Origin of the sequence: Promicromonospora sp. NPDC023987, assembly GCF_040639055.1 — a bacterium.
Lineage (GTDB): Bacteria > Actinomycetota > Actinomycetes > Actinomycetales > Cellulomonadaceae > Promicromonospora.
Genome location: NZ_JBEZZF010000003.1, coordinates 141,100 through 164,313, shown reverse-complemented (window position 1 = coordinate 164,313; position 23,214 = coordinate 141,100). Strand labels below are relative to the sequence as shown.

Sequence of the window (23,214 nt, the reverse complement as noted above, 5' to 3'; positions counted from 1 at the left end):
GAGAATGCGATCTGGCATGGATCCGGCCTGTGAACCATGCCAGATCGCATTCTCGAAGCGGACTGATCAGCCCGTCTTGGGCCCCACCCACACCTGCTGCGCGTTCACGAACTCGCGGATGCCGTGCGGCCCCAGCTCCCGGCCGTAACCCGAGCGCTTGATGCCTCCGCTGGGCAGCCTGGGGTCCGACTTCACGATCCCGTTCACCGTCACCTGACCGGCGAAGATGTGCCGGGCCATCGCCTCACCCCGCTCGGCGCTGGTCCAGACGCTGGCCGCCAGCCCGTACGGCGTGTCGTTGGCCAGGGCGAGCGCCGACTCGGCGTCGTCGGCCGCCATGACGACGGCGACCGGTCCGAACGTCTCCTCGCGACAGGCTGGCATGTCGGGAGCGACGCCGGTCAGCAGCGTGACCGGGTAGAACCAGCCGTCGCCGTCGGGCAGCTCGCCGCCGAGCACGCACTTGGCGCCCGCCGCGACGCTCTCGGTGACCTGGCGGTGGAGGTTGTCGCGGAGGTCGGACCTGGCGATCGGCCCGACCTGGGTGGCGTCGTCGCGCGGATCGCCGACGACCAGGGCGCCCAGTCGTGCGGCGAGCAGCTCGACGAGCTCGTCGTGCACCGGACGTTCGACGATGATGCGCTTGGCGGCGATGCAGGACTGTCCCGCGTTGATGATGCGGGACAGCGCGATGACGTCGGCGGCCTGGACCAGGTCGGCGTCGGCCAGGACTATGCAGGGGTCCGACCCACCGAGCTCCAGCACGGTGGGCTTGATCTCGCTCGCCGCGATCGAGGCGACTACCGACCCGCCGCGTTCGGAGCCGGTGAACGACACCGCCTGGATCCGGGGGTCGCGGATCGCCTGCTCCACGTCGGGCGTCTCGGCCAGCACCGCCTGGAAGATGCCGGGTGGCGCACCGACAGCGTCGAAGACGCCGGCGATCGCCTCGGCGCAGCCGGGCACGTGCGGGTCGTGCTTCATGACGCAGGTGTTGCCCGCCATCAGCGCCGGCGCGCAGAAGCGGAAGGCCAGCCAGAACGGGGCGTTCCACGGCAGCACACCGAGGATCGGTCCGAGCGGCAGGTACTGGACGTAGCTGGAGGTCGCGTCCGACTCGAGGACCTCGGGCGCCAGGTGCGCCTCCGCGTGCTCGGCGTAGTACTCGGCGGCCCACGCCGCCTTGTTGACCTCGCCCCGCGACTCGGACATGGGCTTGCCCATCTCCTCTGTCATCACCATGCCGAGCTTGTCCACGTTCTCGTGCATGTACGCGGCCACCGCACGCAGGACGTCGGCGCGCTCCTCGAACGACGTCGTACGCCAGCTCTCGAAGGCGTCCTGGGCACGGTCGATGGTGGCCGTGATCTGTTCCGGTGTCGCGGCGGGAACACGGCGGACGACGGCACCGGAGGTGGGGTCGGTAGCGGTGAGGAAGCTCATCGTTCTCCTGTTCCTACGGCTGTTCCTGCGGCGGCTTCGACGGCGGTGGCGGTCACGGCCGCGGCGGGCGCTCCGACGACGGTGTCGGGTTCGAGGTCGGCCACCGACGTCAGTGTCGCCGCGTCGGTGGCGTGCACGACGAAGTCCTCGTCCAGGCTGAAGAACGACTCGCACCCGTCGTCGGTGATGCGGATGGTGTCGGAGATCCCGACGGTCTTGGTGCCGTCGACCCCCCACATCCACGGGATCACGTGGAAGGTCATGCCCGGTTCGAGCACCGAGAAGTCGCCGGGGTTCAGCGACAGGATGTACCCCTCGTCCCAGGACGGCGGGAAGGCGATCCCTATCGAGTACCCGGACCGGGTCACCAGCCGGGCGCCGACGTCGTTGTCCGAGATGATGCGCCGCACTATCGAGTCGGCGTCCGACACGGTCATGCCGGGGCCCATCAGGCTCTTCAGCTCCGCCAGCGCCGCCTTCATCCGTTCCTGCGACCGGTACATCGAGTCCGACAGCTCACCGGTGACGGCGGTGCGCATCATCGCCGTGTGGTACCTGCGGTAGCAGCCGCCGATCTCGAGGAGCACGTGGTCGTTCGGCTGGATGACGCGCCCCTCCCACGTCGCGTGCCCGATCATCGACCGGGGCCCGGACGCCACGTACGGCATCACCGACGGGAACTCGCCGCCCGCGCGGAACATGGCGGACGAGATGGCGGCCGCCACGTCGTTCTCGGTGGCGCCGGGGAGAGCGGCGGCGAGGCCCGCTGCCATGCCCGCCTCGGTGGCGCGCGCGGCCTTGCGCATCACGTCGATCTCGACGTCGGACTTGCGGAGCCGCCCTGCCTCGACGATGCCGAAGCAGTCCAGGAGCACGCCGTGCTGGAACGAGGTGTGGATCCGGTCCTGCTGGTAGGCGGGGAAGAAGTAGCTGTTCCGTTCGTAGCCGACCCGCTTGTGCCCGAGCCCGGACTGGTTCAGCGCCAGCACGAGCTCCTGGATGGCGTCACCCGTGTCGGGGTACGGCCGGGTGTGCTCGACCCAGGTGCGCTCGATGACGTTGGACTCCTCCATGGCCCGGGTGATCATGAGGGGCTCGCCGTCGAGCGGAACCACCAGCGCCTGGAAGAACGAGTACCCGGTCGTCTGGTAGTCGGTCAGGTACATCAGGTTCTCCGGGTCGGTGATGACCACGGCGTCGAGCCGGCGCTTGGCCATCCGTTCCCGCAGGTCGTGCAGCCGGCGCTCGTACTCCTCCGGTGGGAAGGTCATGTCGTCACGCGCGCGCATCACGCCACCCCCGCCGACGTCGTGATCGCCTTGTCGAGGATGTCCAGGCCCTCTGCGAGGTCCTCGTCGGGGATGGTCAGGGGCGGGATCAGCTTGATCACCTGACCGCCCGTCCCACACGGGCCGATGAGCAGGCCCGTCTCGAAGGCCGCCTGCTGGACCCGCTTGGCGAAGGCGCCGTCGCCGGTGTCCAGGGCCTGCATCATGCCGCGACCGCGCACCTCCCAGTCCTGCTCCGGGTGGGCTGCGGCGATGGCCTCGAGGCGGTCCCGCATGACGGCGCCCTTGGCCTCCACCTCGTTCATCAGCGTGTCGTCGGTGAAGTAGTCCAGCGCCACCGTGCCCGCGACGAACGAGAGACCCTGGCCGCGGAACGTGCCGGTGTGCGCGCCGGGCGACCAGTTGTCGTCGACCGACGGCTTGTTCAGGTTCATCGCGATCGGGGTGCCGAAGCCGCCGAGGCCCTTGGCCAGGGTGATGATGTCGGGGTCGAGCCCCATGCCGTCGAACGAGAAGTAGCTGCCGGTCCGGCCGCAGCCGGCCTGGATGTCATCGATGATGAACAGCGCACCGACCTCGCGGGCCAGGTCCTGGACCTGGTGCAGCCACTCGGCGGTGGCGAGGTTGACGCCGCCCTCCGCCTGTACCACCTCGACCAGGAACGCGGCAGGCGGCGTCAGACCGCTGGACGCGTTGCGCAGTGCGGCCCCGTAGTCGGCGACAGCAGTGTCACCGCCGGGCGACGTCTCGAACGGCAGGCGCACGACGTCGTTCAGCGGCACGCCCGCCCACTTGCGGAACGCGTCGTTGGCCGTGGCGGCCAGCGCCCCCAGGGTCATGCCGTGGAACCCGTTGCTGAAGGCGACGACCTCGCGTCGTCCCGTGGTCAGCCGGGCCAGCTTGAGGGCGGCTTCCACGGCGTTGGTGCCGGTCGGCCCCGTGAACTGCATGCGGTGGTCCATGCCCCGCGGCCGCAGGACCACGTCCCGGAACTTCTCGATGAAGTCGCGCTTCGTGGTCGTGTAGGTGTCGAGGCTGTGGGCCACGCCGTCGTTCTCGAGGAAGGCGATCATCGCCGCCTTCATCCGCGGATCGTTGTGCCCGAAGTTCAGCACCCCTGCCCCGGCGAAGAAGTCGATGTAGGACGTGCCGTCCTCGGCCGTCTGCCGTGCGTTGGACGCCGAGGCGAACACGGTCGGATAAGCGCGGCTGTAGCCGCGGACGCTGGATTCGGACTGCTCGAACGGGGTCATGTCCATGCCGCACCTCTTCGGGTCGTACAAAGGGTCTGTGGTGGGTCTCCTCGTTGCCGGCGGTCGCCGGGATGGCAAAATGCGAAACTTCCCGCGACGGAGGTGCTATCACCCCGGTGCAGGAAGCCAACACCTACAGCGTGAACCCCAACCTGTTCAGGGGCAACCCCTGTCCTGGCACCACTTCCTGGCGGGGATCCGTCCGCGATGCACACCGCTGGGCAGGGCGTTTGATGCCGTCCTGCGGAACGATTCGATGTAGCGTCTCGACCGGCACTTTTGCCGGTCCATTGCCTAACCCGCTCCCGCCGCCTGGAGGAGTCATGACCAACACCCACGAATCCGTCGTCACGCCGGACGGCGTCGTCGCGCCGCGGTTCCGTGCGCCGACCGGTGCCTCGAGCGCCTCCGTCATGTCGCTCGACGGCGAGTGGCGGTTCCGGCTGTTCCCGCACCCCGACACGGGAGTGGACCGCGCCGAGCGGGGTGACGACTGGGACCGGCTGACGGTTCCCGGACACTGGCAGCTCGCCGAGGCCCCGTACGCCTGGCCCTACGGCGTGCCCGGGTACAACAACGTGCTCTACCCGTTCCCTGTCGACCCGCCGCACGTGCCCGACGACAACCCGACGGGCGAGTACCGCACGACGTTCCGGCTGCCGGCCGACTGGCCGGAGAACGGCCGTACCCTGCTGCGCTTCGAGGGCGTGGACTCCTGGTTCCAGGTGGCGCTCGACGGCGAGCTGCTCGCCACGTCGCACGGCTCCCGCCTGCCCACCGAGGTGGACCTGACCGACCGGCTGCGCGCGGGGGGCGAGCACCTCCTCGCCGTCCGCGTCACCAAGTGGTCGGCCATGTCGTACGTCGAGGACCAGGACCAGTGGTGGCTCTCCGGCATCTTCCGCAGCGTCACGCTGGAGCACCGGCCGGACGGCGCGCTCGACGACGTCCGCGTGCACGCCGGCTACGACCACACGACCGGCGTCGGCACGCTGCGGGTGGACGCTGCGACAGTCGTGGGCACGCCAGGCCCGGTCGCGGCAAGGGTGACGGTGCCGGATCTCGGCATCGAGACAGCGGCAGGCGAGCCGGTGCGGGTTCCCGTCGAGCCCTGGAGCGCCGAGCGTCCGCGGCTCTACGACGTCGTCGTCGCTACCGACACCGAGACGGTGACGCTCGCCGTCGGGTTCCGGACCGTCTCGATCGAGGACGGCGTGTTCCTCGTCAACGGCCGGCCGATCAAGCTCCGCGGCGTCAACCGGCACGAGTTCGACCCGCTGCGCGGGCGTGCCGTGACGCCGGAGCTGATGCTCGAGGACGTGCTGCTCATGAAGCGGCACCACATCAACGCCGTCCGCACGAGCCACTACCCGCCGCACCCGCACTTCCTCGACCTGTGCGACCGGTACGGCCTCTACGTGGTCGACGAGAACGACCTGGAGACGCACGGCTTCCTCGACGAGGGCTGGGCTGGCAACCCGGTCGACGACCCGGGCTGGACCGATGTGCTGGTCGACCGCGTCACCCGGACGGTACGTCGCGACGCGCACCACGCGAGCATCGTCATGTGGTCGCTGGGCAACGAGGCGGGCGGCGGGTGCAACATCCCGGCGATGGTCGACGCCGTCCGGGCGCTCGACCCGAGCCGGCCCGTCCACTACGAGGGCGACTTCTCGAGCGACCACGTGGACGTGTACTCGCGGATGTACGCCGACAGCGAGGAGGTCGAGCTGATCGGGCAGGGCACCGAGCCGCCGCTCGAGCGCGCCGAGGCCGATGCCCGCCGTCGGGCCATGCCGTTCGTCCTGTGCGAGTACGCGCACGCGATGGGCAACGGCCCGGGCGGGCTGGCCGACTACGACGCGGCCTTCGACCGCCACGCGCGCCTGCTCGGCGGCTTCATCTGGGAGTGGATCGACCACGGGCTGAGCCGTACCGACGCCGACGGGAACCTGTTCTCGGCGTACGGCGGCGACTTCGGCGAGAAGTTCCACGACGGGACGTTCATCGCGGACGGCCTGCTCCTGCCCGACCGCACGCTGTCACCCGGGCTGCTCGAGACGGCGGCGGTGTTCGCGCCGATCCGCATCGACGCCCGGCCCGACGGTTCGCTGCTGGTCCGCAACCGCTACTCGTTCCGGGACACGAGCCACGCCGAGCTCCGCTGGACGCTGCACCGTGGTGAGGAGGAGCTGGCCACGGGCACCCTCGACCTGGTCCTCGACGCGGGCGCCGAGTCGGTGGTGCGGCCGCCGTCCGGCCTGCCGTCGCTGGAGCCAGGGGAAGCGCCGGTCTGGTGGACGGTGCGCGCCGTCCAGCAGAAGGCCGAGGCGCTCGAGGAGGCGTGGCTCGAGCCGGGGTTCGAGCTTGGTGCGGGCCAGCTGCTCCTGGTCGGGCCGGCGGAGCTCCCGGCTCCGACCGGCCGGGTCACCACGGAGGCCGACGGCGGGTTCCGTGCCGGTCCGGCGGTGTTCGACGGCCGGGGTGGCCTGCGCTCGCTCGGCGGCCGCGCGGTGCACGCCCTCCGGGTCGATGCCTGGCGGGCGCCGACCGACAACGACCGCCGTCCGGCGAAGTGGCGCGGGCCGGCCGACGCGGAGAAGTGGCGCGGCGTCGGCCTGCACCTGCTCGCCGAGCGCAAGGGCGGCGTGGCCGTCACGGCCGACGGCGCGCTCGCGATCGAGGCCCGGACCGCCGGACCGGCGACCCGGGCGGGATTCGCCACGACGTACCGCTGGCAGCCGGTCACCGACGCACCGGACGCCGTGGACCTCCTCGTCGACATCCGGCCGGAAGCCCGCTGGCCCGAGAGCGTCGCGCGCCTCGGGCTGCTGCTCGCGCTCGACGAGACACGGGCGGGGGAGACCGGCGTCCGCTGGACGGGCCTCGGGCCGGACGAGTCGTACGCGGACTCGAGGCGCGCGGCCCTCGGGGGCGCGTGGCGGCACACCGTCGCCGACTGGCAGACCCGGTACACCCACCCGCAGGAGAACGGCGCACGACGCGGGGTCACGAGCGCCGCGCTGTCCTTCGCCGACGGCTCCGGCCTGCGGATCGACGCCGACGAGGTGGCGGTCGGCGCCCGGTCGCAGCTCGGGATCGAGCTGTCGCTGCGCCCGTGGCCCGACGAGGCGCTGGACCGCGCGGCCCACCCGCACGAGCTCGAACCGGACGGCAGGCTGTGGCTGCACCTCGACGCCGCCCAGCACGGTGTCGGAAGCGCTGCGTGCGGACCCGGTGTCCTGCCGAACGCCCAGCTGCACGCCGCACCCGTCCGGATGCGCCTCCGGTTCACCACCCTGTGAACACGTGCCCGCCCCGGTCGCCGGGGCGGGCATGATGTATACAAGGACGGTCATACAAGATTGGCCATACGAGGACGACGACGAGGAGTACACCGTGAAGATGGGCTTCCGCTGGTACGGCGACGGCAACGACACCGTGACCCTGGACCAGGTGCGCCAGATCCCTGGCGTGGAGACCATCGTGTGGGGCCTGCACCACAAGCAGGCCGGTGAGGTCTGGGAGCAGGCGGAGATCGACGCGGAGGTCGCGCGGATCACCGGCCTGTCCTCCGATGCACACGCCAAGGGCGTGACACGGACCTTCGACGCGGAGGTCGTCGAGTCGGTCAACGTGCACGAGTCGATCAAGCTCGGCCGGACCGTCCTCGGGATGAGCCGGGACGAGGCGATCGCGAACTACATCACGACGATCGAGCGGCTCGGCCGGGCCGGCGTGAAGGTCGTCTGCTACAACTTCATGCCCGTCTTCGACTGGCTGCGCACGGACCTGTGGCACCCGCTGCCCGACGGCTCGACCGCGCTGTACTACGAGAAGGCAGTCGTCGACAAGATGTCGCCCGAGAGCCTGATCGCCGACATGGAGGCGAACACGCACGGGCTCACCCTGCCCGGCTGGGAGCCGGAGCGGCTCGCCAGCTTCCATGAGCTCAACGAGGCCTACGTGGGCGTCACCCACGACGACATGTACGCGAACTACAAGTACTTCCTCGACGCCGTGATCCCGACGTGCGAGGAGTACGACGTCAAGCTGGGCGTGCACCCCGACGACCCGCCGTTCGACGTCTTCGGCTGGCCGCGCGTCGTCTCGGGCAAGGAGGGCCTGGCGCGCGTGCTCGACCTGCACCCGAGCCCGCACCACGGCCTCACGCTGTGCCTCGGCAGCTTCTCCGCCAACCCCGAGCACGACGCCGTCGACGCCGTGCGCACCTTCATGGACCGCATCCACTTCTCGCACGTGCGCAACATCAAGCACTTCGACAACGGCGACTTCACCGAGGTGGCGCACCGCGCGTCCGAGGGCAGCGTCGACACCACCGGGATCATGAAGGCCTATGCCGAGGCCGGCTACCAGGGCTACATCCGGCCCGACCACGGCAGGCACCTCTGGGACGAGAACACCACCAACAAACCCCGCCCCGGTTACGGCCTCTACGACCGCGCGCTCGGCATCCAGTACCTGCTCGGCGCCTGGGACGCGTTCCACTACCAGGGCTGAGCGGCAGCGCGGGGCCGATTTTCCGTGGCGGTCGGCTCCGGCACGGGGTCACGATGTTCGTATGGACCCACAGGAGCAGGCCGAAGAAACCCTGACGACGCGCTGGACACAGTCCACAGTCTTTCCCGACATGTGGACCGACCCCGACGACGACCCACGCGAGACCGAGGTCCCGCCCGACGACGAGCGCGGCCTGCTGCTCGACTACCTCCGGTACTACCGGCTCACCCTGGAGCTGAAGTGCGGAGGGCTCGACGCCGAGCAGCTCGCCCGCCGGTCGGCACCGCCGTCCACCATGTCCCTGCTCGGCCTGGTGCGGCACCTCGCCGACGGCGAACGGCACCTGCGCCGCGTCATGGCGGGCGAGGACGCCCCGGACCTGTACCGCCCCGAGGAGGACCGCGACGCGCAGTGGAACGGCGCCGTCGCCGACCCGGCGGTCGTCGAGGACGCCTGGCGGCAGTGGCACGCCGAGATGGAGGCCACTGACCGGTACCTCCACGGCGAGCCCGACCTCGGAAAGTGGAACACCGGCACGTCCGACTTCGGGCCGGAGGGCGGGGACCTGCAGCTTCGCGACGCCCTCGTCGGGCAGATCGTCGAGTACGCGCGCCACTGCGGGCACGCGGACATCCTGCGCGAACGGATCGACGGCCGCGTGGGCCAGTGATGACGTGACTGCCGCTGGCACGCGCTCTGGGGAACGTCTACCTCGCGGGGGGTGTTGCTGTGCGTAGACAATGTCCACGCACAGCAACACACCCCCGCGAGTCTGCTTTCGGGCGCACGCCTCGCCCCGCATCCTGGCCGCCGTGATGACTGGACGTGACTACTGGAGAGGGATGTCCTCGTCCGACCAGAAGTTCACGCCTCGCTCGTGCTCGGGGCGTGGTCCGAACCAGCGGCGGTCCGTCTCCGTGATGGTGGTGTCGTTGATGCTTGCCTCGCGGCGGCGCATCAGCCCGGACGCGGCGAACTCCCACAGCTCGTTGCCGTAGCTGCGGAACCACTGCCCGGCCTGGTCGTGCCACTCGTACTGGAAGCGGACGGCGATGCGGTTCTCACCGAAGGCCCACAGGCTCTTGCGCAGTGCGTAGTCCTGTTCGCGCTCCCACTTCGCGGTGAGCAGCTCCACGATGGCCTCGCGGCCGGTGACAAAGGTGTCGCGGTTGCGCCACACCGAGTCGGATGTGTAGGAGAGGCTCACGCGGTGCGGGTCGCGGGTGTTCCACGCGTCCTCCGCGGCCTGCACCTTGGCGAGCGCGCTGTCGAGGTCGAAGGGCGGGAACGGTGGCCTGGACTCGGTCATCGGTCAGTCTCCTCGATGGGCTGGATCGGTTGGTGGAACAGGGTCAGACAGTCACGCGCGGAGTGACGACCGGCCAGTCGTTGTCGACCTGGCTGAGGATGTTGAAGTAGTTGGTCAGCACGTTGAGCGCGATGTGACCGACCACCTCGCCGATCTCGGCATCGGTGACACCGGCCTGGCGGGCGGCCTCGAGGTCTGCGTCGTCGACGGCACCCTTGGTGGCAAGGACAGCGTTGGACAGGGCCAGGAGAGCCGCGGCGTGCGGGTCGTTCGACTCCGCCGACCGGGCCAGCTCCAGCTCGTCGGCGTCGACGTGAGCGATGTTGGCGCCGATGTAGGTGTGGGCCGACAGGCAGTACTCGCAGCCGTTGGCCTCGGCGGTCGCCACGGCGAGGCGCTCGCGCACCGCCGCGGGGAGCACACCGCCACCCAGGGCCCCCGACAGGGCGAGGTAGCCCTTGAGCAGCGCGGGGCTGTTCGCCATCACCTTGGTCATGTTCGGCGTCACGCCGAGCGACTTCTGCACCTGTGCCAGGAGTTCGGCGGCGGCGCCGGTCGCGGTGGCGGGATCGATCTGGGGCAGCTTCGACATCGAGGTGTCCTCTCAAGTTATAACGGTTAGCAGGTTTGCTAACCGTGAGAGAATCATGCACGGCCGTAGCGTGCCTGTCAACGGTTGGGATCGGCCCTATCCGTTAGGTGCGGTAGGCTGGGGGCATGACGACCACCGCAGAGCCGACTCGAGCGCCACTGCTCGGTGAGCCGCTGTCCGTGGAACTGATGAACACGATCTGGGCCGACGGCGACGGCGTCCACGACGCACTCGGCACGGACAGCGAGGCACAGGCCTGGCTGCACGCGATCGGCCCGCGCCTCACGGAAGCGGCACCGAGCGCCGCCGCCTGGCTCGCCGCCGACCGGCCGGCCGACCTCGGGACGACAGCCGTCGACCTGCGCCGCCTGCGCGACGCGCTACGCCGACTGGCGGCAGACGCCACCCAGGACCCTCGGCCCGTCGCCGCGTCCGCCATCCCCGACAGAGACACGGCTCGCGCGACCCTTAACGACATCGCCGCAGCCGCACCGCCGTGGCCGGCCCTCGAGTGGTCGGCCGACGGTGCACCCGAGCGCACCCTGCACGTCGCACGGCCCGCAGGCGCCGGGATCGCCGCACTGCTCGCGGCCGAGTTCATCACCCTGCTCACCGGCGACGAGCGCGCCCAGCTCCGCGCCTGCCTCGCGCCCCGGTGCGTCCTCTACTTCGCCAAGGACCACAACCGCCGCGAATGGTGCTCTCCCGGCTGCGGCAACCGTGCCCGCGCCGCCCGGCACTACCAGCGACGCAAGGCCATGGGGGCCTGACCCGCACGCGATGCACTAGCGTCTGACGCCATGTCACCCACGTTCGTACTGGTCCACGGCGCCTTCGCCAACTCGTTCTCGTTCGCGCCGCTCCAGGCCGAGCTGGCGCTGCTGGGCCACCGCTCCGCCGCCGTCGACCTGCCCGGGCACGGGTTCGAGGCGACCTACCCCGCCGCGTACCAGGCCCCGCAGGACCTGGGCGGCCTCGCGACGACGCCCGGCAGCATCAAGGGCGTCACCCTGGCGGACAACGCGGCCCGCGTCATCGAGGCACTCGAGCGCGCCAAGCAGCACGGGCCCGTGATCCTCGTCGCCCATAGCCGAGGTGGTGCCACCATCACCGCCGTCGGCAACGCCCGCCCCGACCTGGTCGACCGGATCGTCTACGTCTCCGCCTGGGCACCCGTCGACCTCGACGTGGGCGACTACTACGCAGAACCCGAGATGGCCTCCGTCGACCCCATGGCGCTCGCGGGCGCGATGGTCGCCGACCCGGCCGCCGTCGGCCTGCTGCGGTCCAACTTCCGTACGGCGGACCCGGCCGTGCTCGCGGACTTCAAGGAGGCGTTCCTCGCCGACGGGACCGACGACGAGTTCCTCACGTTCCTCAACACGTTCCAGCCCGACGAGAGCCTGGACGTGGGTACGTCGGCCGACCGGGCGCAGGCTGCGACGTGGGGCACGATCCCCAAGGCCTACGTACGGCTCAGCGCGGACACGAGCATCCCGCCGGCCATGCAGGACCGGATGATCCGCGAGGGCGATGCGCTCACTCCCGGCAACCCCTACGACGTGCACACCCTGACGTCCAGCCACCTGCTGTGGCTGGTGCGGCCGCGCCCGGCCGCCGAGCTGCTGGCCGGCCTGGCCGGGCTCAGCCGCTGACGACCGCCGCGCCCGCCTCGAAGAACATGGCCACGGTGACCGCACCGGGGTCCTCGACGCCGCGCGCCAGCTCGCCGACGTAGCTGGCGCGGCCGCGCGCCGCCAGGAGCTCGGCCGTCGAGGCGGCGCCCGCGCGTGCCGCCTCCGCGGCCGACGTGAGCGCCTTGTCGACCGTCAGGCCGTTGGTGGACGCGTCGAGCAACGACTGCGAGGCCGGGGCGAGCGCGTCGATCATCGTGTTGTCCCCCACCGAGGCGCCACCGAGCTGCTGGACCTTGGCCAGCCCGGCCGCCACGCCCTGGGCGAGCAGGTCGGTGCCCGTGCCCTCGGGGGCGGTCGACCGCGAGATCGCGCGGAACCACATGCCGAACAGGGGACCGCTCGTGCCGCCGGTGGCGAGGAACCCGTTGGCGGTAGCGGTGAACACCGACGCGAAGGTCGCGTCCTCGGCGGTGGGCAGCTCGGCGACGACCTTGCGCAGCGCCGAGGCGAGGTTCGTCCCGAAGTCGCCGTCACCGGCCTGGCGGTCGAGGTCCGTGAGCGCCTGCTGGGCGTCGTGGAAGTCCTCGGTGAACCTGTTCATCCAGCTCAGGGCGAGGGCGCCGTCGATGTGGTCGGTCATGTCTGTCTCCTGTGCTCGGTGTCGGTGCTCGGTGTGGGGTGCTGCGTGCGGGTCACCAGGTGAGGGACGGCGTCCGGACCGGCGCGTCCCAGGCGCGGACGAGATCGTCGTCGGCGACCGTGAGGGTGACCGAGGCGCCGTGCATGTCCAGTGACGTCACGTACGAGCCGGTCAGCGTGCGGGCCACCGTGATGCCACGGGCGGCCAGGAGCCGGTGGACCTGCCGGGTGATGATCGCCAGCTCGAGCGGGTAGGTGCTGCCCAGCCCGTTGATCACGGCGATCACGCCGTCCCCGCTGCCCAGCGACAGGTCCTGGACGAGGGGGTCGACGAGCTGTTCGACCAGCTCGTCGGCCGACGCGAACGGGATGCGGCCAGTGCCGCGCTCGCCGTGGATGCCGACCCCGAACTCGACCAGGTCGTCGGGCAGCTCGAAGGCGGGCTGGGACTGGCCAGGGTGGGCGCAGGCGTCCAGCGCGATGGCGAGGCTGCGGGAACGGGCCACCACGTCTCGGCCGCGCGCGGCGACCGTCGACAGGTCGGCACCGGCCTCCGCGAGGGCGCCACAGACCTTCTCGACCACCACGGTCGCCGCGGTCCCGCGCCGACCGGGTCCACCGTTCGTGCTGGTCGTGGCGAGGTCGTCGTCGACGAGCACCGACTCGACGACGACGTCGTCCTCGGCGAGCTCGGCTGCGATCTGGAAGTTGAGCACGTCACCGGTGTAGTTCTTCACGATGTGCAGCACACCGGCACCGCTGTCGGCCAGGAGTGTCCCGGCGCGGACCTGGCTGGCGGTCGGGCTGGCGAACACCGCGCCGGCCACGGCGACGTCGAGCATCCCGGTCCCGACGAGTCCGGCGTGCAGCGGCTCATGTCCGGAGCCGCCCCCGGACAGCAGCCCCACCTTCTTCGACGCGGGTTCGGCCCGCGAGACGAGACGCTCGGCGGGGTCGAGCCTCAGCAGGTGCGGATTGGCCAGCACGAGGCCCTCGAGGGCCTCGTCGATGACGTCGTCCGGCGCGTTGATGAACTGGCGGCGTGCAGGCGTTGACATGCTGCTCTCCCTTGAACCGTGGTGCGGCTGTCTTCGGTTTTACCGAAGTGCATTCGACATTATCGAATGCTGTCCCGACAGAGAGATGTTGTCAAGATGCGTCGCGCCTGCGTTGGCGACCGTGGTCGAGCCTCGACCTGGCCGAGGCGGCGGCCTATCCCTGTGCGGCGGCCTCGGCGAGGGCGACGACCAGCATCGTCGCCGATGCGGCCCCGGGATCCACGTGGCCGACCGACCGCTCACCCAGGTAGCTGGCCCGGCCCTTGCGGGCGAGCATCGGTGCGGTCGCCTCGCGTCCCGCGACGGCCGCCGCCGCGGCAGCCGCCGTCGCCGGGCCGAGCCCCGCGCCGTCGTCGGCCGCCTGCTGCAGGGCCTGGACCGCGGGGTCGAGCGCGTCGAACATCGTCTTGTCGCCGCTCTCGGCGCTGCCCCGCCGCACCAGCTCGGCCAGCCCCGCTCGCAGGCTGCCGGCCAGGTCGCCGGCATCGAGCTGGGTGCGCTCGCCGGCGGCGGCCCCCGCTCCCAGGAACAAGGCGCTGTACAGGGGCCCGGCGGCCCCACCGAGCGAGGTGAGCAGGCCGTTGCCGATGTGCTGCAGGAGCGCGCCGGTCGAGACGCCGGACCCGTCGGCCGGCTCGTCCAGCATCGCCACCACCTGTGCCAGGCCACGGTCCATGTTCACGCCGTGGTCCGCGTCCCCGATCGCCGAGTCGAGCTCGGTCAGGTAGGCGCGCTGCTTGGCGACGATGTCGTGAAACCGGGCCAACCAGTCGATGATCACCTCGTTGGTCACTGCGGTGGCCATGCTCTGTCCTCCCGTGAAGCTCCGGATGGGTGGCACCGGATCGGTGACACCGTGCGCGCCAGTCCCTGTACGGAGCGTGCCATACGGTGATTGCCCCGGCCCGTGGGTGCGACCGGCTGCGTCGGCACAGGCTCCGCCGTCGGAACCTCATTCGGTGATGCCGAAGCCTCTCCGCTGTCGCGGGAGGGTGTCAAGGGTCCTGTGTACGGTTGGCCCACAGGGCTCCTCACGCAGAGGTGGAATCCGAGGAGGGACAGACCCGTGATTCAGGCCATCGACCGCGCCGCCAAGGTCCTGTCGTCGTTGCAGGGGGCGCGCCGACTGGGGATCTCCGAGCTGTCGACCGCGCTCTCCCTGCCGCCGTCGACGGTGCACGGCATCGTCAAGTCGCTCCAGCAGCACGGTCTGGTCGCCAAGGAGCCCGGAGGCAACAGGTACATGCTCGGGCCCGCGTTGCTGAAGCTGAGCAACGTCTACCTGGACACCCTGGACGTGCGCGCCCGCGGGATGCGGTGGACCCATGAGCTCGCGCGGCGCACCGGCCTGGCGGTGCGCCTGGGGGTACGGCTGCTGGACGAGGTCGTCATCATTCACCATGACAGCCGGCCCGACGGGAGCGAGCAGATGCCCGAGACCGGCCTGGCGATCCCCGCGCACGCCTCGGCCATGGGGAAGGTCCTGCTCGCCTACCAGCCGCACGAGCAGGCAGCGTCGCTCAGCCTGCGCAGCCTGACCGGCGACACCATCACCGATCCAGGAGTGTTTCGTGCCGACCTCGAGAAGGTCGTCGACGAGGCCCTTGCGACGGAGAAGAACGAGGCGATCCTGGGGGAGTCCTCCGCCGCGGCGCCGGTGGTCGACCATTCCGGTGCGGTCGTCGCGGCCGTAGCCGTGGTCATGCCGACCACCGAGTTTCCCCCGGCCCCGACGATGCTCAACGATCTTCGCGAGACCGCCCGCAACATCTCCCGCGAGCTGGGCGCCGCTCAGTGGCCGCCCACGTCGGGACCGGCCCGGTGACCACACCCGCGTACGCGACGTGGGGAGAACGCGTCATCGCGGCGATGCTCGACAACGCGATCCTGGCCGGGGTCACGTGGCTGGCCCTGGGGGCGGGGATCGCTCAGCCCACGCTCACGCCAGGGCTATGGCTCGACGCGCACAGTGAGCAGGGATCGCTCACCGACTGGAAGATCTTGGTGCCGATCGGCGCGCTGGTGATCCTGCTGGTGCTGCAGGCCACGACCGGGTGGACCCCCGGCAAGCTGGTGGTGGGTATCCGCGTGGTCCGGGACGACCCGGCCGGGCGAACAGAGTCGGCCGGGCTGTGGAGAACGGGGGCTCGGTGGGTCCTGCACGTCCTCGACGCGATCCTGCTGATCGGATACCTGCGTCCGCTCTGGCACCAGCAACGGCAGACCTTTGCCGACGGGATCGCGCACACCATCGTGGTGCGAGCGCTCCCTGAGCTCTCCCGGCGCCCCCGGATCATGGCGTACTCGACGGCGCTGGCCCTCTGCGTCCTCGGGCTCGGGTACGGGTGTGTGCCGATCGGCAGCGCCGGCTCCTTGCCGGTGGACGACGTGATCTCGTGCCGGCAGGAGCGCCACGGGCCTCTCCTGACGACCGGGGACGTCTCGCTCGGTGGGTCCGTGGAGTTCACGCGGGACCGCCGGCTGTGGACGGTCCGGGAGACCCGGACGGCGCTCCCTGGCGCGACGCTCTCCTGGACGAGCGATCCGTCGGTGCGCAACGTCGACTACCGGGTCGAGCTCGACGCCTGGTCGCGCTCGGAGAGCGGCGGTCCTGTGGTCTCCCGGTCCTGGAACATCGGCACGGGCGGGGTCGCCGACCCGGTGGATGACGACAACGCCACGCACACGCGAAGCATCTCGCCCGACGGGGACAGTCACGGCGCGGAGGTCGAGATGACTGAATCCGACGAGGTCGCGGAGCGTCTCGGGACGGACCTGATGCTCGACGTACGGTTGATCGCAGACGGCGAGACCGTGGCGGCGTGCGGGGGCACGATGAGCTACGCGGGCGGGAACCAGCCCACGGGCTGACGACGCCGCGTCGCGCACCGCCCCGTCGGCGGCCGGCCCGACCCAGGGGTGCGGAATGCGCTGAAATACGCGAATGTGTACTCCGTCGCGATCCACGCGGCCTGACGGAGGTGCCAACGTGTCCGAGAAATCCTTTCCGGATGCCCCCGATGCCGTCCGGCGGGCCCAGAACAGTGATGCGGTGCGCAGCCTGGCTCGCGGGGGCTACGTCGCCTCGGGAGTGCTGCACCTCCTGGTCGGCTGGCTGGCGGTCCAGCTCGCCTTGGGCCGGCCCGCCGGCCAGGCCGACGGGTCCGGTGCCTTCCGCATGCTCGCCCAGATGCCGGGCGGCGACATCGTCCTCTGGGCGGTCGCCGTCGGGTTCGCCGCGCTCGCGGTGTGGCAGCTCGCAACTGCCTTCGTCGGAGTGCCGAACACGAAGCACCAGGCGGCGGCCCGGGCCAAGAGCATCGCCAAGAGCGTGCTCTACGGAGTGCTGGCGGCGACCGGCGTCCGGAACGCGCAGGGTACCGGTGGGTCAGGCAGCAGCGAGGAGAGCATGACCGCCGGTGTGCTGAGGATGCCGGGTGGTATCTGGCTGGTGGGCGTCGCGGGCCTGATCATCGTTGCTGTCGGCGCCTACCACGTCGTCAAGGGGGCGCGGAAGAAGTTCCTGCATGACCTGACAGGGACGGGCGGCAGCTCCGTCCGCCCGGTGGTGGTGCGGCTCGGGCAGGCGGGTTACGTCGCCAAGGGGATCGCGCTCGGCGTCGTCGGCGGGCTGGTCGTGGCTGCCGCGGTGACGACAGACCCGGCGCAGGCCGGCGGGCTCGACGAGGCGCTGCGCACCATGCGTGACCAGCCGTTCGGCATGGCGCTGCTCCTCGTGATCGGGCTGGGGATCGCCGCCTTCGGCGGCTACTCCTTCGCGCGCGCTCGGTTCGCGCGGCTCTGAGTCGGCCGCCGCCGGAACGGAGCGAGGGTGGCACGGACCTGATCCGCTGCGCCCCAGTCGTCCTCGAACTGCGCGATGACGGCCAGGTGCTGGCGCAGCTGGAGGATCGGCATGCGCTCCCGCCAGTCGGGACCGAGGGAGGTCAGCTCGGCGTAGAGGTGGAAGAAGCCCTCCGCCTCGCGCGGCGGCGAGGTAGTCCACAGGTGTGCCAGATCGACCTCGGCCCACATGTACGAGATCGCCGGGTCGATGAGTGCGGGCTGCCCGTCGGGTGCGGCCAGGACGTTCTGTGTCCACAGGTCACCGTGCGTCAGGCAGGCGGGCCGCTCGGGGAGCACCTCCGGAAGAACAGCGCACAGCCGCTCGAGTGCTGAACGGTCCGCTGCGTCGAGCGTCGCCTGGACGCGGGGCTCGTCGAGCCACCGCAGCAGCCGGTGCCTGGCGAAGAACTCGAACCCGTCGTCCTCCCAGGTGTTGACCTGCCGACGGCGGCCCAGCCAGTTGTCACGGTGCCAGCCGAACCGGGAGTGGGTGGTGCTCGTGTGCAGGCGGGCGAGCGCGTGTGCGAGCTGCTCCCAGAAGGCCTCGGAGGTGGACCGGGGGCGGAGGACCGTGAGCACGAGCAGGTCGCGGGTCGCGGCGAGTACCTCGGGGGTCACGACGCCGCCGAGCGTGCGCAACGTGGCGAGCCCTTCCGCCTCCGCCACGAAGGCATCGTCCGACGGCGGCTCGGCGAACGCCTTGACGAAGACCGACGTACCGTCAGCGCGGCGCGCGAACCCCGCCGTCGCGGCGAGGCCGCCCGTCGCAGGCTCGACCGAGACCACGTCGGTGAACCCTGCGGCGTGCAGCCGCTTGAGCAGCATCGACGTCAGACCGTCTCGGCGCGCTTCTTGCGGGCGAACCGCGCCGGCAGGTCGGGTCCGTCCCACACCTGGATCGCGCGCCAGATCGAAGCCGCGACGGGCACGGCGAGCACGGCGCCGGTGATGCCGACGAGCACCGTTCCCGCGGTCAGGGCGAACAGGATGACGAGCGGGTGCAGGCGTAGCGTCCGGCCCATGACGATCGGCTGGAGGAAGTCGCCCTCGAGCTGGTTCACGACGACGACGATCCCGACGACGATGAGCGCCTCGACCGGGCCGACGGCGACGAGCGTGACCAGGGCAGCGAGGATGCCGGCCAGGGTGGCGCCGACCAGCGGGATGAAGGCGAGCAGGAAGACGAGCACGGACAGCGGGATGACGAGCGGCACCCCCACGATCGCGAGACCGATCCCGATGCCGACCGCGTCGACGATCGCCACGATCGCGGTTCCCCGCACGTAGCCGCCGAGCGTACGGATGGTCGCGGCGCCGACGCGCTGCCCCCGCTCGTACCGGTGCCCCTCGAAGGGACGCAGCAGGAACTCCCACATCGCCGGGCCGTCCTTCAGGAAGAAGAACAGGACGACGATCATGATGAAGAAGCCGGCGATGAAGTCAGCGGTCTGGGAGACGCCCGCGATGGCTCCGGAGCCCACGGCGTCGGACTGCAGCAGGCCCATGGCGGACTCGCGCACCGACGCGATCTGCTCCTCCGTGTCGAAGGGCAGGTGCTGGATATAGGTCTGAAGTGAGTCGAAGCCATCGAGCGCCTGGGTCCGCAGCTCGTCCCACTGATCCACGACGGCCAGCACGACGAGCCACACGATCGCTGACAGCAGTGCGATCAGCGCCAGGAGCGCGATCCACGTCGCGAGCAGCGACGGCAGACCACGGTCCCGCAGGAACGAGACCAGCGGGGAGATCGCCGCCGCCAGCACGAGCGCGATGAGGACCGGGACCACGACGAGGGTCAGGCGGGTACCCACGAACCCGAAGACGGCGACGACCGCGATGACCGCGAGGATCTGTAGCGACCGGGTACCGACGCGGCCGAAGCCGTCGGACCACAGCCGGGACGCTCCGTGATCGGCGGGCGGCTCGTGCCCGGCGGATGTCCCGTGCTCGGTCTGCGGCCGCACCTCGAGGGCCTCGCCGATCTGGCGGGCGGGGGGCTGTCTGCGGCGGCCGAAGAGTCCCATCGACTGTCCTCCTTGAGCTGGGCCCGGCGGGCGCCGGACATTCCGACGCTATTGCGGTCGGGCCCGGGTCGCGCGGTGATCTCAACGGAAGGCGGCCGTCACACCTGCATGTCGACGAACCGCTGGTAGTGGCCCTGGAAGGCCACGGTGATCACGTCGGTGGGGCCGTTACGGTGCTTGGCCACGATGAAGTCCGCCTCACCGGCGCGCGGCGACTCCTTCTCGTAGGCGTCCTCGCGGTGCAGCAGGATCACAACGTCGGCATCTTGCTCAATTGACCCACTTTCACGCAAATCCGACATCTGAGGTTTCTTATCGCTGCGCTGCTCAGCGCCACGGTTCAGCTGCGAGATCGCGATCACGGGCACCTCGAGCTCCTTCGCGAGGAGCTTGAGCGAACGCGAGAACTCGGAGACCTCCTGCTGACGCGACTCGACGCGCTTGCCGGACGACATCAGCTGGAGGTAGTCGATGACAACCAGCTTGAGGTCGTGCTTCTGCTTCAGCCGCCGGCACTTGGCACGGATCTCCATCAGCGACATGTTCGGCGAGTCGTCGACGAACAGTGGCGCGTCGGAGACCTTGCCCATGGTCGCGGCGAGCTTCTGCCAGTCGCCGTCGTCCATGTTGCCGCTGCGCATCTTGGTGAGCGGCACGCGGGCCTCGGCGGCAAGCATTCGCATGACGATCTCGTTGCGGCTCATCTCCAGGGAGAAGATGACGGCCGCCTGGTTGTGATGAATCGCTGCATGGGCAGCGACGTTGATACCCAGCACCGAGTTGTGGGTCGGAACCATCGACCGGCTCGCCAGGTATAGGTGCGACGGGTGCTCGACCTCGACGCAACGCACGGGCACCGACTCGATCGCTCGAACGGAGGCGAACCCGAAGACCTGGCGCGCGCCAGCGTGCCCTGGCCCGATCGACAGGTCGGCGCCGCCGCTGAGCTTTCCGGCGATCTCCTCGGTTGTCAGGATCTGAGCGTCGACCGCCGCGCCGACGGCCCACTGGTGCTGGGCATCAGCCACGATCACGGTTCCGTCGTCGAACTCCACCTCGTAGGTGGGGCGCCCCTGCATGACCTCGGTGGCCGCGACGACGCGCGTGGGGGTGCCGTCCGCAGCCATGATCAGGTCGCCGACCGCGACCTCGCCCATGGTGGTCCACCCGGCGGGCGTCGGAAGCGGAGTGTCGAGCGCCAACGCCTTGCCCACAGCAGGTCGGGCCGCCACGACGATCATCTGGCCGCCGTGCAGGCCGTTCGTCAGGCGGTCGAAGTCCGAGTACCCGGTCGGTACCCCGGTGAGCCCCTCACCACGGCCCTGCGCGGCGTCGATCTCGTCGAACGTCGGCCCGATGATGTCGGCCAGCGGCAGGTAGTCCTCCGACGCCCGGCGTTCGGTCACCGCGTAGACCTCGGCCTGCGCGTTGTTGACGACGTCGTCGACCTCGCCGCCGTCGGTGGCGTAGCCCATCTGGACGATGCGGGTGCCCGCCTCCACGAGGCGGCGCATGATGGCGCGCTCGCGCACGATCCGGGCGTAGTAGCCGGCGTTCGCGGCGGTGGGCACTCCCGCCATGAGGTCGTGCAGGTACGGGGCGCCGCCGACGCGGGCGTGCTCGCCGCGGCGCTGCAGCTCGGCGAGCACGGTGATGGCGTCGGCGGGCTCGCCCCGGCCGTAGAGGTCGATGATCGCGTCGTAGATGGCCTCGTGCGCCGGCCGGTAGAAGTCGTTGCCGCGGATCTGCTCGATCACGTCGGCGATCGCGTCCTTGGACAGCAGCATGCCGCCCAGCACGCTCATCTCGGCGGCGACGTCCTGTGGCGGCGTGCGGTCGAGGCCGGGGCTCCGGCCGGAATAGCTCGACTCGAGCTCTTCGATCGACATCGCACCCCTACCTTCCTCATCTCATGACGCCTCGGCGCACGCTGCGCGTGCGCTCGATCGACGTCCTACATCTGTTCTACTCCTCGCCGCTGACACTCTCGGGACTTCGGCCACGACACGCCTTTGTGCCGTGTGCGACAGGTCCCGCGAGCTGGATCGCCGAGGAGGCTCCGCTGACGCTAGGCCCCTGCGGAGCCGAGCGCAACGAGGCCTGTGGACGGGCCTGTGCACATCCATGTGGAAAGGTGGCCCAGGCCTGTGCACAGTGGGTGGACAACCCTGTCCCCAGCTGTGGATAACCCCTGTGTAAAACATCACCATCCCCGCTGACCTGCAACGACGTCACCCCCAGCCTGTGGAGGAAAGAAAGTTGGGCGAGCCTCGCCACACGCCGGCGTTTCGGCGGTCGATCGACCGGGAGATCCTCGCGCTCGCGGTCCCCGCGCTCGGGGCGCTCATCGCCGAACCGGTCTTCGTGCTCGTGGACAGTGCGGTGGTGGGCCACCTCGGCACCGCCCAGCTCGCCGGCCTGTCGCTCGCGAGCAACGTGCTGCTCACGCTCGTCGGGCTGTGCATCTTCCTGGCGTACACGACCACGGCGTCGGTGGCCCGGCTCACGGGCGCCGGCAAGGAGCGGGAGGCGCTGCAGTCGGGCATCGACGGGATCTGGCTCGCGCTCGGGATCGGGGCTGCCCTGGTCGTCACCCTGCTGCTCGCCGCCCCGCTGACCGTTGCCGCACTGGGTGCCGACGGCGAGGTCGCGCAGCACGCGGTGACGTACCTGCGGTGGTCAGCACCCGGGCTCGCCGGGATGCTCGTCGTCCAGGCCGCGACCGGTGTGCTCCGCGGGCTGCGCGACACGCGCACGCCGCTGGTCGTCGCGGCCTCCGGTGCGCTGCTGAACATCGGGCTGAACTTCGCGCTCGTGTACGGGGCGGGGATGGGCATCGCGGGTTCCGGCCTGGGGACCGCCGTCACCCAGCTCCTCATGGCGGTCGTGCTCGGCGTGATCGTGGTGCGCGGAGCCCGCGCCCGCGGCGCGAGCTTGCGTCCACATCGGGCGGGCATCCTGTCGGGTGCTCGCGCGGGTGTGCCGCTGGTGATCCGGACCCTGAGCCTGCGCGGAGCGATCCTGCTCACCGTGGTCGTCGCGACGGACCTCGGTACCGTCGCTCTCGCCGGCCACCAGGTGGTGAGCTCGCTGTGGGGTCTCGCGGCGTTCGCGCTCGACGCCCTCGCCATCGCGGCGCAGGCACTGGTGGGACACGGGCTCGGCGCCGGCGACGTCGGCCACGTCCGCCTGGTGCTGCGCCGCTGCCTGCGGTGGGGGATCGGGGCGGGCGCCGTGATCGGCGCGGTGCTGGCGGCGACCGGCTGGTGGATCGCACCGGTCTTCTCGTCCGACCCCGACGTGCGTGTCGCCATTGCCCTCGGTATAGCGGTGTGCGGCGTGCTGATGCCGATGGCGGGCTGGGTCTTCGTGCTGGACGGCGTCCTGATCGGTGCGGGCGACGGCCGCTACCTCGCCTGGGCCGGCATGGCGACGCTGGTGGTCTACCTTCCGTTCGCCTTCGCCGTCTCCCGCTGGTCGCCCGACGGCGCGTGGGGGCTGGCCTGGCTCTGGCTCGCCTTCGCGGGCGTGTTCATGGCCGCCCGCGCCGTGACGACAGGTTGGCGCGCGCGGGGTGACCACTGGCTCGTCACGGGAGCGTGA

The 23,214-nt window shown here is 70.7% G+C and carries 20 protein-coding genes; 9 read left to right on the top strand and 11 right to left on the bottom strand.

Annotated elements, in window-relative coordinates; genetic code table 11:
* Window positions 1–66 precede the first annotated feature (66 nt).
* From AB0F40_RS03105 to AB0F40_RS03095, 3 genes are read right to left on the bottom strand one after another with little or no spacing between them, the layout of a single operon-like run.
* Window positions 67–1,443, bottom strand: coding sequence for an NAD-dependent succinate-semialdehyde dehydrogenase (locus AB0F40_RS03105; RefSeq protein ID WP_357464008.1), 1,377 nt, complete (start codon window positions 1,441–1,443; stop codon window positions 67–69).
* The gene (gene doeA / locus AB0F40_RS03100) at window positions 1,440–2,732 is read right to left on the bottom strand and encodes an ectoine hydrolase (RefSeq protein WP_357464005.1); all 1,293 of its coding nucleotides are present in this window, start codon (window positions 2,730–2,732) and stop codon (window positions 1,440–1,442) included. Before doeA ends, AB0F40_RS03105 begins: the two co-directional genes overlap by 4 nt.
* Window positions 2,732–3,991, bottom strand: coding sequence for an aspartate aminotransferase family protein (locus AB0F40_RS03095; protein WP_357464002.1), 1,260 nt, complete (start codon window positions 3,989–3,991; stop codon window positions 2,732–2,734). Before AB0F40_RS03095 ends, doeA begins: the two co-directional genes overlap by 1 nt.
* 317 nt (window positions 3,992–4,308) lie before the next feature.
* Between AB0F40_RS03095 and AB0F40_RS03090 the strand changes: the two genes are divergently transcribed.
* From AB0F40_RS03090 to AB0F40_RS03080, 3 genes are all read left to right on the top strand, one after another.
* A complete protein-coding gene (locus AB0F40_RS03090) occupies window positions 4,309–7,290 on the top strand; it encodes a glycoside hydrolase family 2 TIM barrel-domain containing protein (protein WP_357463999.1) in 2,982 nt (993 codons plus the stop codon).
* A gap of 4 nt (window positions 7,291–7,294) precedes the next feature.
* Window positions 7,295–8,506, top strand: coding sequence for a mannonate dehydratase (locus tag AB0F40_RS03085; RefSeq protein ID WP_357463997.1), 1,212 nt, complete (start codon window positions 7,295–7,297; stop codon window positions 8,504–8,506).
* 61 nt (window positions 8,507–8,567) lie between these two features.
* Entirely contained in the window at window positions 8,568–9,176 is a 609-nt protein-coding gene (locus AB0F40_RS03080) for a DinB family protein (protein ID WP_357463994.1), read from the top strand.
* A 159-nt stretch (window positions 9,177–9,335) separates the two neighbouring features.
* Here AB0F40_RS03080 and AB0F40_RS03075 read toward each other — a convergent pair whose 3' ends face one another.
* A complete protein-coding gene (locus tag AB0F40_RS03075; protein ID WP_357463991.1) occupies window positions 9,336–9,815 on the bottom strand; it encodes a nuclear transport factor 2 family protein in 480 nt (159 codons plus the stop codon).
* A 43-nt stretch (window positions 9,816–9,858) separates the two neighbouring features.
* Window positions 9,859–10,407: a carboxymuconolactone decarboxylase family protein gene (locus AB0F40_RS03070; protein WP_357463988.1), complete on the bottom strand. Its 549-nt coding sequence runs from the start codon at window positions 10,405–10,407 to the stop codon at window positions 9,859–9,861.
* Between the two features lie 125 nt (window positions 10,408–10,532).
* On the opposite strand from AB0F40_RS03070, the gene AB0F40_RS03065 reads away from it, so the two are divergent.
* Together AB0F40_RS03065 and AB0F40_RS03060 are read left to right on the top strand one after the other, a co-directional pair.
* The gene (locus AB0F40_RS03065; protein ID WP_357463986.1) at window positions 10,533–11,177 is read left to right on the top strand and encodes a CGNR zinc finger domain-containing protein; all 645 of its coding nucleotides are present in this window, start codon (window positions 10,533–10,535) and stop codon (window positions 11,175–11,177) included.
* Window positions 11,178–11,207: 30 nt separating this feature from the next.
* The gene (locus tag AB0F40_RS03060) at window positions 11,208–12,062 is read left to right on the top strand and encodes an alpha/beta fold hydrolase (RefSeq protein ID WP_357463983.1); all 855 of its coding nucleotides are present in this window, start codon (window positions 11,208–11,210) and stop codon (window positions 12,060–12,062) included.
* Here AB0F40_RS03060 and dhaL (AB0F40_RS03055) read toward each other — a convergent pair.
* The 3 genes from dhaL (AB0F40_RS03055) to dhaL (AB0F40_RS03045) all read right to left on the bottom strand — a co-directional run bounded on the left by dhaL (AB0F40_RS03055) (window position 12,052) and on the right by dhaL (AB0F40_RS03045) (window position 14,546).
* The gene (gene dhaL / locus AB0F40_RS03055; protein ID WP_357463980.1) at window positions 12,052–12,684 is read right to left on the bottom strand and encodes a dihydroxyacetone kinase subunit DhaL; all 633 of its coding nucleotides are present in this window, start codon (window positions 12,682–12,684) and stop codon (window positions 12,052–12,054) included. The genes AB0F40_RS03060 and dhaL (AB0F40_RS03055) overlap by 11 nt on opposite strands.
* 52 nt (window positions 12,685–12,736) lie before the next feature.
* Window positions 12,737–13,741 carry a dihydroxyacetone kinase subunit DhaK gene (locus AB0F40_RS03050; RefSeq protein ID WP_357463977.1) on the bottom strand — a complete coding sequence of 335 codons (1,005 nt, stop codon included), beginning with the start codon at window positions 13,739–13,741 and terminating at the stop codon, window positions 12,737–12,739.
* A 154-nt stretch (window positions 13,742–13,895) separates the two neighbouring features.
* Window positions 13,896–14,546 (bottom strand): dihydroxyacetone kinase subunit DhaL, encoded by a 651-nt coding sequence (gene dhaL, locus AB0F40_RS03045; RefSeq protein WP_357463974.1) that lies wholly within the window; start codon window positions 14,544–14,546, stop codon window positions 13,896–13,898.
* A gap of 261 nt (window positions 14,547–14,807) precedes the next feature.
* Between dhaL (AB0F40_RS03045) and AB0F40_RS03040 the strand changes: the two genes are divergently transcribed.
* From AB0F40_RS03040 to AB0F40_RS03030, 3 genes are all read left to right on the top strand, one after another.
* Window positions 14,808–15,566 carry an IclR family transcriptional regulator gene (locus AB0F40_RS03040; RefSeq protein ID WP_357463971.1) on the top strand — a complete coding sequence of 253 codons (759 nt, stop codon included), beginning with the start codon at window positions 14,808–14,810 and terminating at the stop codon, window positions 15,564–15,566.
* On the top strand, window positions 15,563–16,612 hold the full coding sequence (locus AB0F40_RS03035) for an RDD family protein (protein ID WP_357463968.1): 1,050 nt from the start codon (window positions 15,563–15,565) through the stop codon (window positions 16,610–16,612). The genes AB0F40_RS03040 and AB0F40_RS03035 overlap by 4 nt, the downstream gene beginning before the upstream one ends.
* A gap of 118 nt (window positions 16,613–16,730) precedes the next feature.
* Window positions 16,731–17,546, top strand: coding sequence for a DUF1206 domain-containing protein (locus AB0F40_RS03030; RefSeq protein ID WP_357463965.1), 816 nt, complete (start codon window positions 16,731–16,733; stop codon window positions 17,544–17,546).
* Here the strand turns inward: AB0F40_RS03030 and AB0F40_RS03025 are convergent.
* The 3 genes from AB0F40_RS03025 to dnaB all read right to left on the bottom strand — a co-directional run bounded on the left by AB0F40_RS03025 (window position 17,510) and on the right by dnaB (window position 21,500).
* On the bottom strand, window positions 17,510–18,412 hold the full coding sequence (locus AB0F40_RS03025) for a fructosamine kinase family protein (RefSeq protein ID WP_357463963.1): 903 nt from the start codon (window positions 18,410–18,412) through the stop codon (window positions 17,510–17,512). The genes AB0F40_RS03030 and AB0F40_RS03025 overlap by 37 nt on opposite strands.
* Window positions 18,413–18,417: 5 nt before the next feature.
* Window positions 18,418–19,611, bottom strand: coding sequence for an AI-2E family transporter (locus AB0F40_RS03020; RefSeq protein ID WP_357463961.1), 1,194 nt, complete (start codon window positions 19,609–19,611; stop codon window positions 18,418–18,420).
* Window positions 19,612–19,709: 98 nt separating this feature from the next.
* Window positions 19,710–21,500 (bottom strand): replicative DNA helicase, encoded by a 1,791-nt coding sequence (dnaB, locus tag AB0F40_RS03015; protein ID WP_357463958.1) that lies wholly within the window; start codon window positions 21,498–21,500, stop codon window positions 19,710–19,712.
* Window positions 21,501–21,870: 370 nt separating this feature from the next.
* Between dnaB and AB0F40_RS03010 the strand changes: the two genes are divergently transcribed.
* Window positions 21,871–23,214 (top strand): MATE family efflux transporter, encoded by a 1,344-nt coding sequence (locus AB0F40_RS03010; protein ID WP_357463955.1) that lies wholly within the window; start codon window positions 21,871–21,873, stop codon window positions 23,212–23,214.